The organism is Paracoccus sulfuroxidans, assembly GCF_007830335.1.
In the GTDB taxonomy this organism is placed as follows: domain Bacteria; phylum Pseudomonadota; class Alphaproteobacteria; order Rhodobacterales; family Rhodobacteraceae; genus Paracoccus; species Paracoccus sulfuroxidans.
On sequence record NZ_VLKU01000001.1, the window covers coordinates 451,453 to 465,606 of the forward strand.

Annotated in this window: 13 protein-coding genes; 8 read left to right on the plus strand and 5 right to left on the minus strand. The window is 61.2% G+C overall.

The genetic code is table 11. The features are described from left to right. Positions 1-8: 8 nt before the first annotated feature. The 3 genes from IQ24_RS02190 to folD all read right to left on the minus strand — a co-directional run bounded on the left by IQ24_RS02190 (position 9) and on the right by folD (position 3,297). On the minus strand, positions 9-1,352 hold the full coding sequence (locus IQ24_RS02190; RefSeq protein ID WP_145396062.1) for an NAD(P)-binding domain-containing protein: 1,344 nt from the start codon (positions 1,350-1,352) through the stop codon (positions 9-11). Positions 1,353-1,471: 119 nt separating this feature from the next. Beyond that, a complete protein-coding gene (gene purU / locus IQ24_RS02195) occupies positions 1,472-2,356 on the minus strand; it encodes a formyltetrahydrofolate deformylase (RefSeq protein WP_145396063.1) in 885 nt (294 codons plus the stop codon). A 26-nt stretch (positions 2,357-2,382) separates the two neighbouring features. Beyond that, a complete protein-coding gene (gene folD, locus IQ24_RS02200) occupies positions 2,383-3,297 on the minus strand; it encodes a bifunctional methylenetetrahydrofolate dehydrogenase/methenyltetrahydrofolate cyclohydrolase FolD (protein ID WP_145396064.1) in 915 nt (304 codons plus the stop codon). A gap of 296 nt (positions 3,298-3,593) precedes the next feature. Between folD and IQ24_RS02205 the strand changes: the two genes are divergently transcribed. The 5 genes from IQ24_RS02205 (at position 3,594) to IQ24_RS02225 (ending at position 8,570) form a co-directional block, all read left to right on the plus strand. After that, a complete protein-coding gene (locus IQ24_RS02205; protein ID WP_145396065.1) occupies positions 3,594-4,580 on the plus strand; it encodes a GlxA family transcriptional regulator in 987 nt (328 codons plus the stop codon). A gap of 185 nt (positions 4,581-4,765) precedes the next feature. Next, a complete protein-coding gene (locus tag IQ24_RS02210; protein WP_145396066.1) occupies positions 4,766-5,905 on the plus strand; it encodes an aminomethyl transferase family protein in 1,140 nt (379 codons plus the stop codon). Positions 5,906-5,933: 28 nt separating this feature from the next. Next, positions 5,934-6,554 carry a dimethylamine monooxygenase subunit DmmA family protein gene (locus tag IQ24_RS02215; protein ID WP_145396067.1) on the plus strand — a complete coding sequence of 207 codons (621 nt, stop codon included), beginning with the start codon at positions 5,934-5,936 and terminating at the stop codon, positions 6,552-6,554. Further along, the gene (locus IQ24_RS02220; RefSeq protein WP_145396068.1) at positions 6,551-7,516 is read left to right on the plus strand and encodes a PDR/VanB family oxidoreductase; all 966 of its coding nucleotides are present in this window, start codon (positions 6,551-6,553) and stop codon (positions 7,514-7,516) included. The genes IQ24_RS02215 and IQ24_RS02220 overlap by 4 nt, the downstream gene beginning before the upstream one ends. A gap of 13 nt (positions 7,517-7,529) precedes the next feature. After that, positions 7,530-8,570 carry a heme-dependent oxidative N-demethylase family protein gene (locus tag IQ24_RS02225; protein WP_145396069.1) on the plus strand — a complete coding sequence of 347 codons (1,041 nt, stop codon included), beginning with the start codon at positions 7,530-7,532 and terminating at the stop codon, positions 8,568-8,570. A 71-nt stretch (positions 8,571-8,641) separates the two neighbouring features. Here IQ24_RS02225 and IQ24_RS02230 read toward each other — a convergent pair whose 3' ends face one another. Together IQ24_RS02230 and IQ24_RS02235 are read right to left on the minus strand one after the other, a co-directional pair. After that, a complete protein-coding gene (locus IQ24_RS02230) occupies positions 8,642-9,286 on the minus strand; it encodes a helix-turn-helix domain-containing protein (protein ID WP_145396070.1) in 645 nt (214 codons plus the stop codon). 210 nt (positions 9,287-9,496) lie between these two features. Continuing rightward, positions 9,497-10,630: an aminotransferase class V-fold PLP-dependent enzyme gene (locus tag IQ24_RS02235; protein ID WP_145396071.1), complete on the minus strand. Its 1,134-nt coding sequence runs from the start codon at positions 10,628-10,630 to the stop codon at positions 9,497-9,499. A gap of 156 nt (positions 10,631-10,786) precedes the next feature. Here IQ24_RS02235 and IQ24_RS02240 point away from each other — a divergent pair, with 156 nt between their 5' ends. The 3 genes from IQ24_RS02240 to IQ24_RS02250 are packed head-to-tail and all read left to right on the plus strand — an operon-like array spanning position 10,787 to position 14,153. Continuing rightward, a complete protein-coding gene (locus IQ24_RS02240; RefSeq protein ID WP_145396072.1) occupies positions 10,787-11,491 on the plus strand; it encodes a type 1 glutamine amidotransferase in 705 nt (234 codons plus the stop codon). Further along, complete coding sequence (locus IQ24_RS02245) at positions 11,488-12,846, plus strand: glutamine synthetase family protein (RefSeq protein ID WP_145396073.1); 1,359 nt, start codon at positions 11,488-11,490, stop codon at positions 12,844-12,846. The genes IQ24_RS02240 and IQ24_RS02245 overlap by 4 nt, the downstream gene beginning before the upstream one ends. Continuing rightward, positions 12,843-14,153: an NAD(P)/FAD-dependent oxidoreductase gene (locus IQ24_RS02250; RefSeq protein ID WP_145396074.1), complete on the plus strand. Its 1,311-nt coding sequence runs from the start codon at positions 12,843-12,845 to the stop codon at positions 14,151-14,153. The genes IQ24_RS02245 and IQ24_RS02250 overlap by 4 nt, the downstream gene beginning before the upstream one ends. The last annotated feature ends 1 nt before the right edge of the window (position 14,154 follow it).

The following is a 14,154-nucleotide window of genomic DNA, read 5'->3' on the forward strand; positions in this document are numbered from 1 at the left end:
CCAATGCATCAGTTCTTCAGATAGGCTTGAAGCGAGTCGTCCAGAGCGTCCTTCCACGGCGTATGGTGCGCGGGCGCCATCGTGCCGGTGATCACCGAGCGATACGAGTGGTTGCGGAAGCCCATGATGTCGTCTTTCTTGTGCTGCTTCCACTCATAGAAAGCTTCACAGGCACCGTCGACGTCGAAGCTGGGATAGTCGGTCAGCGCGATCAGTTCCTTGACGTAATCGCCCTGATACTTGATCGCATATTTGACGTCATCATCGGCTTCTTCACGCTCGACCCGCTCGACCACATCCGCCAGCAGGACGGATTTGTCGGTCGGAACCTCGATGCGGCCCATGATCACGTCACGGGCATACCATGCCTGCGCGTCGAACATGTTGAAGGTGAACCACTGGTCCTGCATGCCGACATAAAGCAGCTTCGGGTTATGCACATAGACGACGCCCTTGTAGAGGTCGTTCGTGGCCAGCCGGTTCGCCGTCTTCAGACGCAGATCGTCCGGCAGGAACGGGAAGTAGTGCTTGTAGCCGGTGCACAGGATGATCGCGTCGATTTCGCGCGAGGTGCCGTCCTTGAAGTAAGCGGTGCGGCCATCCACACGCTCAAGCAGCGGCACTTCCTGCCAGTTCGACGGCCATTTGAAGCCCATCGGTTCGGTGCGGTAGGACACGGTGATCGAACGCGCGCCATATTTCCAGCACTGCGAGCCGATGTCCTCGGACGAATAGCTGGTGCCGATCAGCAGCAGGTCCTTGTCCTTGAATTCGCGCGCGTCGCGGAAGTCATGGGCGTGGACGATGCGGCCGTTGAAGTTCTCGAAGCCGGGGAAGTAAGGCGTGTTCGGGGTCGAGAAGTGGCCGCTGGCGACGATGACCCAGTCGAACTCTTCCTTATAGACGCGGTCGTCCTGCATGTCGTGGACGGTGACCGTGAACTTATCGGTCGCGGCGTCGTAATCGACCCAGCGAATGACCGACGAGAAGCGGATCCATTTGCGAACGCCAGCCTTCTTCACGCGGCCTTCGATATAGTCGAACATGACGGCGCGCGGCGGATAGGACGCGATCTGGCGGCCGAAATGCTCCTCGAAGGAATAGTCGGCGAACTCCAGACCCTCTTTCGGGCCGTTCGACCAAAGATACCGGTACATCGAGCCATGCACCGGTTCCCCGTTTTCATCGACGCCCGTGCGCCAGGTATAGTTCCAGAGGCCACCCCAGTTGCTCTGCTTCTCGAAGCAGACGATTTCCGGGATCTCGGCACCCTTTTCCTTGGCGGACTGGAATGCACGAAGCTGAGCCAATCCCGAGGGGCCTGCGCCAATGATCGCAACACGTTTCTTCATCTATTTCTCCCTTGATCTGGACGCGGGGGCAGCTCCTCCTTCTGCCCGCCGCTCTGGTTGGAAACAGCGTATGGCTTCATTTACCTGCGGTAAATAAATATTCATACGGCCATTAAGTCTTACCCCATGCGCTGCGAAGCAAAGCTTCCCGGGCTGGCGGGGAACACCACGGTCTTGTCTTCATTCATGAATACGCGCTTGTTGATATGCGCATGGATCGCACGGGCCAGAACCTGGCTTTCCACATCACGACCAAGTGAAACATAGTCTTCCGGCGACTGTGCGTGGGTGACGCGAATGATGTCCTGTTCGATGATCGGACCTTCATCCAGATCCGCAGTCACATAGTGCGAGGTCGCGCCAATCAGCTTCACGCCGCGCTGGAAGGCCTGCTTGTAGGGGTTCGCGCCTTTGAAGGACGGCAGGAACGAGTGGTGGATGTTGATGATCCGGCCCGACATCTTGCGGCACATCTCATCCGAGAGGACCTGCATATAGCGCGCCAGGACGATCAGCTCGGCGCCGGTCTCTTCGACGATGCGCATCTGCTCGGCCTCGGCCTCGGCCTTGTTCTCTTTGGTGACGCGGATGTAGTGGAAGGGGATGTCGTTGTTCACGACGACCTTCTGATACTCCATGTGGTTCGAGATCACGCCGACGATGTCGATGTTCAGCGCGCCGATCCGCCAGCGGTACAGCAGGTCGTTCAGGCAGTGGCCAAAGCGCGAGACCATGATGATGACCTTGGTCGCGATGGCCTCGTCGATGAAGTTGTACTCCATCCCGAATTTCTCGGCGATCGGCTGGAACGCGTCCGTCAGGTCCTGGATCGAGGCGCCGTCTTCGCTGGCAAAGCTGATGCGGGTGAAGAACTGGTTGGTCTGGGCGTCGTCAAACTGGGCCGAGTCGGTGATGTTGCAGCCGTTGTCAGCCAGAAAGGTGCCGATCGAACCCACGATGCCGCGCGTCGTCGGACAGGTGACGGTCAAGGCGTAGTTTGTCATGAATTTGCTCCGGTAAGTTCAAGTCTTCAGGTCAGGTCAGCCGGCGCGGGCAGGCCGTTCATGCGGCAGCAGGCCGTCACGGTATTGGCCAGCAGGCAGGCAATGGTCATGGGTCCGACACCGCCGGGAACCGGGGTGATGGCGCCCGCACGGGCCGAGGCGCCCGCGAATTCGACGTCGCCGACAAGGCGGCCCTTGCCGTCTTTCTCGACGCGGTTGATGCCCACGTCGATCACCACGGCGCCGGGCTTGATCCATTCGCCGGGCACCATCTCGGGGCGGCCCACGGCGACGACCACGATATCGGCGCGGCTGCATTTCTCGGCCAGATCATCGGTGCGCGAATGTGCCACCGTCACGGTACAGCCGTCTTCCAGCAGCAGGCCCGCCATCGGCTTGCCCACAATGTTCGAACGGCCGATGACCAGCGCATTGCGGCCCGAAAGGCTGCCCAGCTGATCGCGCAGCAGCATCCGGCAGCCCAGCGGCGTGCAGGGCACCAGCGCATCCTGCCCGGTCCAGAGCAGGCCGACGTTGGTGGTGTGGAAACCATCGACGTCCTTTTCGGGGCTGATCGTGCGGATCACCAGATCCGAGTCGAGATGCTTCGGCAGCGGCAGCTGCACCAGAATGCCATGCACCGTCGGGTCGTCGTTCAGCTTCCTGATCAGCGCGACCAGATCGGCCTCGCTGGTGTCGGCGGGCAGGCGATGCTCAAAGGACTGCATGCCGACCTCGACGGTCTGCTGCGCCTTGTTGCGGACATAGACCGCCGATGCGGGGTCTTCACCGACCAGCACCACGGCAAGGCCGGGCTGCAGGTTGTGGTCCTGGCTCAATGCCGCGACATGTTTGGCGACCCGGGCACGCAGCCCCGCGGCGAAAGCCTTGCCGTCGATGATGCGTGCAGGCGATACGGCCTGGTCGATAGACGTGTCCATCCAATATGCTCCTTCGGATCAGGGCATGTGCTGTTTTCTGATAAGGACTGGCGGTTCTTCAGCCCCGCACCAGCTGGGCGCTGATGCTAATTGGTATCCCAAGCGACCAGCCGGTCGCATAAGGTGTTGAACGCAAACGGATGTTTGGGCTGCTTGCCGTCCCTGAAACCATCCCGGGCAAGGTGATTTCTGGGCGTGTTCTGCAAGTGATCATCCGCATCGTTTCGTCGATTTCATCAAACTTGCAGATTTCGACGGATTGTAATTGCCTGAAAATGACATTTTAACACCTGTTCATGACAAAATCCGCGCCGATCCTGCAAACAAGCCGCGCCCGGCGCATCGCCTTCATCCTGGTCGAGGGCTTTCCGCTGCTGCCCGCCACCGCCGCGATCGAGCCCTTCCGGGCGGCAAACACCATGTCGGGCGATCTGCTGTATTCGCTGCAATTCGTGTCGCTTTGGGGCAATCGCGCGACCTCGTCGCTGGGCGGCAGTTTCGAGACGAAGCCCTTCACCGAATCCCGTCAGGACATGGACATCGCCTTCGTGGTGGCGGGCGGAAACCCCCTGACTTTCTATCACCCCGAACTCAACGGCTGGCTGCGCCGGCTTGATTCGCGCGGCGTGGCGCTTGGCGGGATTTCCGGCGGCGCGGCGATTCTTGCGCGGGCTGGGCTGATGTCCAACCGCCGCTTCACCGTGCACTGGGAATTGTTCGACGCGCTGCGGGCCAGCGACGAATCGCTGCTGCTGGAGCAGCGCCTGTTTGTGATCGACCGCAACCGCTACAGTTGCGCCGGGGGCATCGCGCCCCTCGACATGGCGCATGCGATGATCGCCTCGGAGCACGGGGCGGAACTGGCGCAGCGCGTCAGCGACTGGTTCGTGCACACCCATGTCCGCATGGCCGAGGACCCGCAGCGCGTGGGTCTCGCGCAGCGCTACCGCACCAGCCACCCTGCCCTGCTGGCCGCGATCGAGTACATGCAAAGCCATGTCGCCGATCCGCTGAGCCTTGGGCAGATCGCCTCGCTGGCCGGAATTGGCGAGCGGCAGATGCAGCGCCTGTTCCAGACCGAGCTGAACATGCCCACGATCCGCTTCTATCGCCAGCTGCGGCTGAACAAGGCCGAGGAGCTTTTGCAGCGCACCACCCTGCCTATCGCCGAGATTGCGACGCTGACCGGATTTGCCAGCCCCGCCCATTTTTCGCGCTGTTTTGTCGAAGAGTTTGGCCATTCACCGCGCAAGGCGCGCAACCGATCTGGCCAAGAGGATTGATTCCGGCCAAAATCCAAGATCAAAGTATGATGCTGGTTTCGCCCGCCGTCAGGCAGGGCTTGATGCCGCGATCAAAATTATCCTGTAATATCACTCGTATGAATAATTTTTTCACAATTCTCTTGATCCGAGAAGTGAAAGCAAACAGGCTGTTACGCAACTTCAGTCATACTGGGAGGAATGACATGACGAACTCGTGGAGGTTTTCGGCTCTTGCGGATCGCCACCGGGCGATGGGCTCGGAGCTTGAGGACTGGAGCGGTATGGGCACCGCCTGGTCCTACAAGACCGGGGATGCGGAAGCCGATTACTTGGCGATCCGTACCAAAGCCGGGCTGATGGATGTTTCGGGCCTCAAGAAGGTCCACGTTGTCGGCCCGCACGCCAGCCACGTGATTGAACGCGCTACCACCCGCAACGTCGAAAAGATCATGCCAGGACGCTCGTCCTATGCGGCCATGCTCAACGACGCGGGTAAATTCGTCGATGACTGCGTTATCTATCGCACCGGTCCGGATGCCTTCATGGTGGTCCATGGCGCCGGTGCCGGGCACGAACAGCTGACCATGGCCGCAACGGGCCGCGACGTGGTCATCCTGTTTGACGATCACCTGCACGACCTGTCGCTGCAGGGGCCGCTGGCCGTGGACTATCTGGCCAAGCACGTTCCGGGCATCCGTGACCTCGCTTACTTCTCGCATATCCAGACCACGCTTTTCAAAAAGCCGGTCATGATCTCGCGCACCGGCTATACCGGCGAGCGCGGCTACGAGATCTTCTGCCGTGCGCAGGATGCGGGCGAAATCTGGGACACGATCGTCGCAGAGGGCAAGGAAATGGGGATCATCCCCGTCCGGTTCAGCACGCTGGACTTGCTGCGGGTGGAAAGCTACCTGCTGTTCTTCCCGGGCGACAACTCGGAAACCTTCCCCTTCGACAACGAAGCGGCAGGCGACACCCTGTGGGAGCTGGGCCTCGACTTCACCGTTTCGCCGGGCAAGACCGGCTTCCGCGGTGCGGAAGAGCACTATCGCCTGAAGGGCAAGGAACGCTTCAAGATCTGGGGTCTGAAGATCGACGGCACCAAACCGCCGGAAAACGGCGCGCCGGTGTTCCACGACGGCAAGCAAGTCGGCGTCGTGACTCAGGCTATGTATTCGTCGCTGAACAAGCACAACGTCGCCATCGCCCGCCTGCCGGTCAATCTGGCGGTGGAAGGCACCAAGGTGACGATCAAGTCGAGCGAGCTCGGAGATGTGGGCGCAGTGACCGCATCGATGCCGTTCTATGACGTCGAGAAGAAGCGTCGGACCGCCAAGGGCTGACACCATCTGACGAGGTAGGAAGATGAAGATGACAACGACGAAGTTTGAGCCTTCCATCACAACCCGCCCCGTCTATGGAATTCTGGAACCTCAGCAGGGTTCTGCACATCTGATGATCGCGGATGGCGAAGGGGCAGGAGCAATCCTTGATCTCTTTGCCAGGGCGGGGCAGCAGGGCATCGACCTGCGCCCCTCCACGCATCTCATCTATGTCACCGCTGCGAACGGCACCGATCTAAGCGACGAACTTTCCCGCCTTGGCGTGGCGAAGTTCTACCATGGACCGACGCTTGCAGCGGCGATGTCCCGCATCACGAAGGCTTTGACCGACGCGAGCATGGGACTGCAGATTTACCTTGCCGGAACCGAATCCCTGATCGGGGTCGCCCAAAGCGAGGCGATGAAGGCCGGTTTCCCGCATGACGGCATGCAGACCGAACATCGTGGGTCGCTGGCCCGCCGGGTTCAATGCGTGCATTGCAAGGGCATCACAGAAAACGTCAAGACAGACCCGTATGTCTGCAGCCATTGCGGACTGAGCCTTTACGTGCGCGACCACTATTCGCGCCGGATTGCGGCATTCCAGGGGGTCAATATCGACGCCGAGGATCCGGGTCAGGTCCCTGACATGGTGGAGAAATTTACATGAGCGCAGGAGCTACCAGATTTCCCGCCATCGTGGCGGAAGTGACCGAGATCAACAATCTGATCAAGACCTTCCGTTTCGTGCGCGAGGACGGCGCGGAAGTGCCGCCCTTCTCCGGGGGCAGCCATATCGTGGTCGAGATGGACGATGACGGCACCCGCCGCCTGAACCCCTACTCGCTGATGAGCGATCCGGCTGATACCGGCGGCTATTCGATCTCGGTGCGGCGCGAAGATGGCGGTCGCGGCGGCTCGCGCTTCATGCATACCCGCGTGAAGCCCGGCATGACCATGACTATCAGCTATCCGGTCAACCTGTTCCCGATCGACGGGCGCGCGAAGAAGCATCTGCTGCTTGCAGGCGGCATCGGCATCACGCCTTTCATGGCGCATATGGCGCAGCTCTCGGAACGCAACCAGATCTTTGAATTGCACTATGGCGCCGCCAGCCGGGCCGTCGGGCAGTTCGGGGACCGGCTGCGCAAGCATTACGGCGACCGCATTCATCTTTACTATGATGATGAAGGCACGATGATGGACCTGCCCTCGCTGCTGCGCGGTCAACCGGCGGGCACCCATCTTTATGTCTGCGGCCCCAAGGGCATGATCAACGCCGTCATGAAGATCGCCCGCGAGGCAGGCTGGCCGCGTGGTGCGCTGCATTCGGAAGAGTTTCTGGCTCCGCCCGTGGGTCTGCCCTTCGAGGTCGAGCTGGCCAATTCCGGCAAGACCGTCCAGGTCGGCGCGGCGCAATCCCTGCTGGAAGCAATCGAGGCGGCGGGCGTCAACGCGCCCTATCTGTGCCGTGGCGGTGCCTGCGGCCAATGCGAATGCGAAGTCGCGGCCGTCGACGGCGAGATCGAGCACAATGACCACTGGCTGACGCCCGAAGAAAAGGCATCGAACAGCAAGATCATGCCTTGCGTTTCGCGCTTCAAGGGCCAGCGGCTGGTTCTGAACCTGTAGGGGAGGAGAACCCATGGGAATTCAATTCAACGACGAGACTTTCCACAAGGACTACACCTACCGGAACTCTCCGGCAGGCATCAAACGCTTCCCGTTCCCCTTCCCCGAAGACGATTACATGTATTCGGTGAACATCGAGCCGCACGTCCCCGGACGTGAGGGCTCGGTCTTCGAACATACGTTCGACGTCGACGAGCATTACGTCTCCGAGATGCGGGACCGTGCTCGGGTTCTGGCGGATGACCCGCTGCGCTGCCAGTCGCTGCCCCATATGACGCTGGCAGGCTGGGACCTGCTTGAGCTGATCATGGAAAGCAAGGCGCGCGACTATCCGGACATGTTCCAGCTGACCAAGAATGGGGATCGCTGGCACTGGGTGAACAAGCCGCTGGGCATCGACGACACGTTCACCTTCCTGGATGAAACCACCCTTCCCTATGGGCCGATGGAATACATCACCCGTCAGGCGCAGGGCGATTTCACCCTGCAGGATCAGCGCGACGACAACCTGTGGATCGAGGCCGGCATGGTCACCAGCCAGGCCGACTGGTCGCTGGATTTCGACATCGGGATGAGCTTCCACGAATGGCACGCGCCGGTTCCGCTGGCGGGCGGCATGGGCATCTTCGACCGGGCGCTGAAATTCCTGCTGAAGCTGCAATATGGCGCGCCGGTTCGTCGCTTCAACTGGACGATGACGGTTGATCCCCTGCTGGATACCAGCCCGGAAAACTATCACAAATGGGGCCCCAGCAAGGCGACGCTGACGCCCGATACGGTCGGACGCCGCCAGCATCTGCGGGTCGAGCTGCAGACGCTCTATCGCCTGCCGCGCTCGAACGCGATCGTCTTCCCGATCCGCTGCTATCTGATCAGCTTCCAGGATCTGGTCACGGTGCCGAAATGGGGTCGCAGGCTGCACCGCGTTCTGCAAACGCTTCCGGAAGAACTGGCCGAATACAAGGGCTTCGCCCGCAATCGCCAGATGCTGACAGATTGGCTGGCGCAATATGACGACGGCAGCCCCACCTCGCCGGGCTGGTGGGCCGACTGATCGGCCCTAACCTCTCCCCAAAATGACAGCGCCCCCGAAATTCGGGGGCGCTTGCATTTTCAGGCTCTCTGTCAGGCCTGCTGGTAAGAGATCACCGACAGATAGCGGGCCGGAAGCTTCAGCAATTCCTCGGGTCCATGGCGTTCATCGGCATCGAAGAACAGGCTGTCGCCAGGACGCAGGTGAAACAGGTTGTCGCCGTGGCGATACAGAACCTCACCCTCGAGGATATAGAGAAGCTCGATCCCGTCATGCTGGAAGACCGGGAACACATCCGATTTCCCGGTCAGCGTGATCAGATAGGGCTCGACCACCACGCCTGAATTGTTCGCGCCGATATGGCCCAGAAGGTGATATTGGTGATTGGCGCGCGTGCCGCGCCGCTCGATCTCGACATGCTCGCCCGCGCGGACGTGCTGCACCTCGCGCCGTTCTTCATAAAGCCGGAAGAACGCGGTCAGCGGTGTCGAAAACGCATTCGCCAGCATCTGCAATGTCGTCAACGAAGGCGAGGTCACTCCGTTTTCGATCTTCGACAGCATTCCGATCGACAGCCCGGTGCTTTGCGAAAGCTCGGCCACGGTCATGTTGCGTTGCTGTCGAAAGCTTCTGACCTGGCGGCCGATTGCAACCTCAAGAATGCGTTCATTGATCTCGCGAACGCGATGAGGATCTTGCTGCAGCACGGCGTCTCCCTGGAAAGAACCGCCCAGCATGGTCGCCCCCCCATCGTTGTTTCTGATAGGTCAGCTTGACAGATAAGAACCCAGAATCAAATAAAAATGCGATAAAAACGGGGGGTGTCGCAGGGCCGTGACCGCTGTCCGGGCGATGTGCCAAAAAAAATGGCCGCCCCGTGATCGCAGGCCGCCATTCAATCGCAGGTCGATCACTTTGCGCAGCCTCAGACCGCGCGAAGTGTCGTGTCAGTTGCTCAGAACCTTGTCGAAAACCGTCTTCAGCCGTCCAACCGTCGCGTCGACATCCTTCAGCTTGTCGAGACCGAAGAGGCCCAGACGGAAGGTGCGGAAACCATCGCCCTCGCCGACCTGAAGCGGGACGCCCGCCGCGATCTGCATGCCTTCGGCAGCGAACTTCTTGCCGTTCTGGATCTCGGGGTCGTTGGTATAGCTGACCACGACGCCTGGCGCCTGGAAACCTTCCGCCGCGACTGAGCGGATGCCGCGCGCGGCCAGCTCCTCACGCACCGCGCGGCCGAGTTTCCACTGCGCGTCGCGCGCTTCTTCGATGCCCAGTTCGCGCAATTCGTCCATGGCATCGCGCATGCCGATCAGCGCATCGGTCGGCATGGTCGAGTGATAGGCATGCCCGCCATCCTCGTAAGCCTTCATGATTCCACGCCATTTTTTCAGGTCCAGCACGAAGCTGTCGCTGGTCGTCTGCTCCAGACGCTCGGCACCGCGCGCTGAAAGCATCACCATCCCGGCCGAGGGCGAGGCCGACCAGCCCTTTTGCGGGGCCGAGATCAGAACGTCGACGCCCGTCGCCTTCATGTCGACCCAGATCGTCCCCGAGGCGATGCAGTCCAGAACCATCAGCGCACCAACCTCATGCGCGGCATCGGCCATGGCCTTGATGTAGTCATCGGGCAGGATCATCCCGGCCGCAGTCTCGACATGGGGGGCGAAAACGGCATCGGGCTTGGTTTCGCGGATCTTGGCCACGACCTCTTCGATGCGGGCCGGCGCGAAGGGCGCATCGGCCTCATTGCCCGAACGCTTCGCCATCATCACCGTCGTTTCGCGAGCAAATCCGCCGGTCTCGAAAATCTGGCTCCAGCGGAAGCTGAAAAGCCCGTTGCGGATGATCAGCGCATGGGCGTCATTGCCGAACTGACGAGCCACCGACTCCATCGCGGCGGTGCCGCCACCGGCGACCAGAGCCACGGATTCGGCGTTGTAGATTTCCTTCAAAGTGCCAGAGATATCCCGCATAGCCTTTTGAAAGCGCTGCGACATATGGTTCAGAGAGCGGTCCGTGAAGACGACCGAAAACTCAAGCAGACCGTCGGGATCGACGTCAGGACGCAGTCCGGGCATGGGGTATTACCTTCCAGTTTTTGCAATTCGCTAGGCCGGAGGCTAGCCCAGCTTTTCTGCGCGTGCCAGTCGTTCAAATGGCTCAGAACGCTCAAGAACTCTTGCCCGAAAAGCGCTGCCACATTACCTTGGCAGGGAACAATCAACAGGCAACGCATGCGTATCGGCATCTTGAAATGCGGCCAGTCACCCGAAGCTCTTCGCGGTGAACTGGGCGATTATGACACCATGTTTGAAAGGCTTCTGGCAGGCCGCGATTTTCAGTTCGTCAGCTATCACGTCGAGGCCATGGAATTCCCCGAAAGCGTCCTTGATGCCGATGGCTGGCTGCTGACCGGCTCGCGCCACGGGGCCTATGAAAAGCACGGCTTCATCCCCCCGCTTGAGGATTTCATCCGCGCCGCTTACGCCGCGCATGTGCCGATGGTGGGCATCTGTTTCGGCCACCAGATCATTGCCCAGGCGCTTGGCGGCAAGGTCGTCAAGTTTCCCGGCGGCTGGGCGGTGGGCCCGCAGGATTACGAATTCGACGGCCAGAAGGTCGTGCTGAACGCCTGGCATCAGGATCAGGTGGTTGAGCGTCCGGCTGGCGCGCAAGTCATTGGCCAGAACGAATTTTGTGACAATGCCGCGCTGGTCTATGACGACCGCGCCTTCACCATTCAGGCCCATCCCGAATTCGACGACCGCTTCGTTCAGGGCCTGATTGACACCCGGGGCAAGGGCAATCTGCCCGACCAGCTGCTCAGCAGCGCCGAAACCCGCATGCAGGGCGGCGGCCAGTCGAGCCCGCTGGCCGACCGGATCGAGCAGTTCTTCAAGCAGCCCCGCGCCGCGCGCGCCTCGCAGGGTGCCGCATGAAGGATGGTTGGCTTGCCGCAACTCCGGCTGCGGCGCAGGACTATGTCGCCGGGCGTCGTCTGGACGAAATCGAATGCATCGTGGCCGATATCGCGGGCGTCGCCCGTGGCAAGGCCATGCCTGCATCGAAATTCGCCCATCAGGAACGCTTCTATCTGCCGAACTCGATCTTTCTGCAGACGATCACCGGCGAATGGGCCGACAACCCGACCGGCGCCTTCACCGAACCCGACATGATCCTGACACCGGATTTCTCGACCACGGCGGCCGCGCCCTGGACGGCGGATGTGACGCTGATGGTCATTCACGACGTCAGCGATCAGCAGGGACGCCCAGTCCCCGTCGCGCCGCGCAATGTGCTCAAGCACGTCGTCAGCCTTTATGAGGCGAAGGGCTGGCGGCCGATCGTCGCGCCCGAGATGGAGTTTTTTCTGGTCGCGAAGAACACCGACCCGAACCAGCCCATCATCCCGCCCATGGGCCGCACCGGCCGCAGAGCCGCCGCGAAACAGGCCTATTCCATGTCGGCGGTCGATGAATATGGCAAGGTCATCGACGACATCTATGACTTCGCCGAGGCGCAAGGCTTTGAAATCGATGGCATCCTTCAGGAAGGCGGCGCCGGTCAGATTGAGATCAACCTCAATCACGGCGATCCGGTGCATCTGGCCGACCAGATCTTCTTCTTCAAGCGCCTGATCCGCGAAGCGGCGCTGCGCCACGACTGTTTCGCCACCTTCATGGCCAAACCCATCGAGGATGAGCCGGGCAGCGCCATGCACATCCACCACTCGATCGTGGACATCAAGACCGGGCAGAACATCTTCTCGGACAAGAAGGGCCGCGAGACACCCGAGTTCCTGCACTTCATCGCAGGCATGCAGAAACACCTGCCCGCCGTGGTGGCGCTGCTGGCCCCCTATGTGAACAGCTATCGCCGCTATGTCCCTGATTTTGCAGCACCTATCAACCTCGAATGGGGCCGCGACAACCGCACGACGGGCCTGCGCGTGCCGATCTCGGGACCCGAAGCGCGGCGTCTGGAAAACCGGCTCGCCGGGATGGATTGCAACCCCTATCTGGGCCTGGCCGCCAGCCTCGCCTGCGGTTATCTGGGGCTGATCGAGAAGGAAAGCCCGCGCGCCGAATGCCTGGGCGACGCCTATATGTCCGAGGATGAGTTGCCCTATAATCTGGGCGATGCGCTCGATCTGATGGCCGACAGCCAGCCGATCCGCGACGTCCTTGGCGCAGAATTCATTGATGTTTATCAATCCGTTAAACGCAATGAGTTCAAGGAGTTTCTACAAGTCATCAGCCCTTGGGAACGTGAGCATCTGCTGTTGAACGTATGAACCTGCTGTTCTCGAACGACCGGCTGGGGGCCTATCCGCCCAGCCTCTACGCGGCGACCACGCCGACCCTGCCGCCATTCCCGCAGCAACGCGGGGAAGAGCGCGCGGATGTCGTGGTGGTCGGCGGCGGCTATACCGGTCTTTCGGCAGCCCTGCATCTGGCCGAGGCGGGCTTCAGCACCATGCTGCTGGAGGCGCATCGTGTGGGCTTCGGCGCCTCCGGGCGCAACGGCGGCCAGCTGGGTTCGGGCCAGCGGCTAGAGGTTGATGAGCTGGAAAAGATGGTCGGCAAGCCCGGCGCGCGTGCGCTTTGGGACATGGCCGAAGAGGCGAAGGCGCTGACCCGTGATCTGGCCGCGCGCTCGGGCGTCGCCGTGCATGATGGCGTGGCGCATGCCTATCGCAAGCCCTCCGAGATTGATCACTCGCGCCGCATGATCGAGCGCCTCGCCCGCGACTATACCTATGACCGGGTCGAGTCGCTCGACCGCGAGGCCTTCCGCGCCATTCTGCCATCGGATGCCTATATCGCCGGAGAGCTGGACCATGGTGCCGGGCACCTGAACCCGCTGGCGCTGGCGCTTGGCATTGCAAAATTGGCCGATCAGGCCGGGGCGCAGATCCGCGAACTCAGCCATGTCCATGCCATCCGCCACGCAACCCGCGCCGGTGAAAAATCCATCGTGCAGACCGCGAAGGGTCGCGTTCTTTGCGATCACGTCATTCTGGCGGGCAACGGCTATCTGGGTCATCTGGACATGCAGGTGGCCGCGCGGGTCATGCCGATCAACAATTTCATCGTCGCGACCGAGCCTCTGGGCGCGCGCACCGCTGAAGTCCTGCGCCGCAACATTGCCGTGCATGATACGAAATTCGTTGTGAATTATTGGAGACTGTCCGAGGATAATCGCCTGATTTTCGGTGGCGGAGAGAATGTCAGCTACCGCTTCCCCAAGGACATCGCGGCGAAGGTGCGCAAGCCCTTGCTGCAGATCTATCCGGGGCTCGCGGATGTGGCGCTGACCCATGCCTGGGGTGGCACGCTGGCAATCACCATGAATCGCATGCCCTGTTTCGCCCGGCCCGCGCCGAACTGCCTGTCGGCCAGCGGCTATTCCGGACATGGGCTGGCGCTGGCCAATCTGGCAGGCAAGCTGATGGCGCAGGCGATTGCGGGACAGGCGCAGGGTTTTGACGCCATGGCTGCGCTGCCCAGCCCTCCGTTTCCGGGCGGCACCATGCTGCGCTGGCCGATGCTGGTTGCCGGGATGAGCTGGTATTCCCTGCGTGACAGACTGGGGGCCTGAG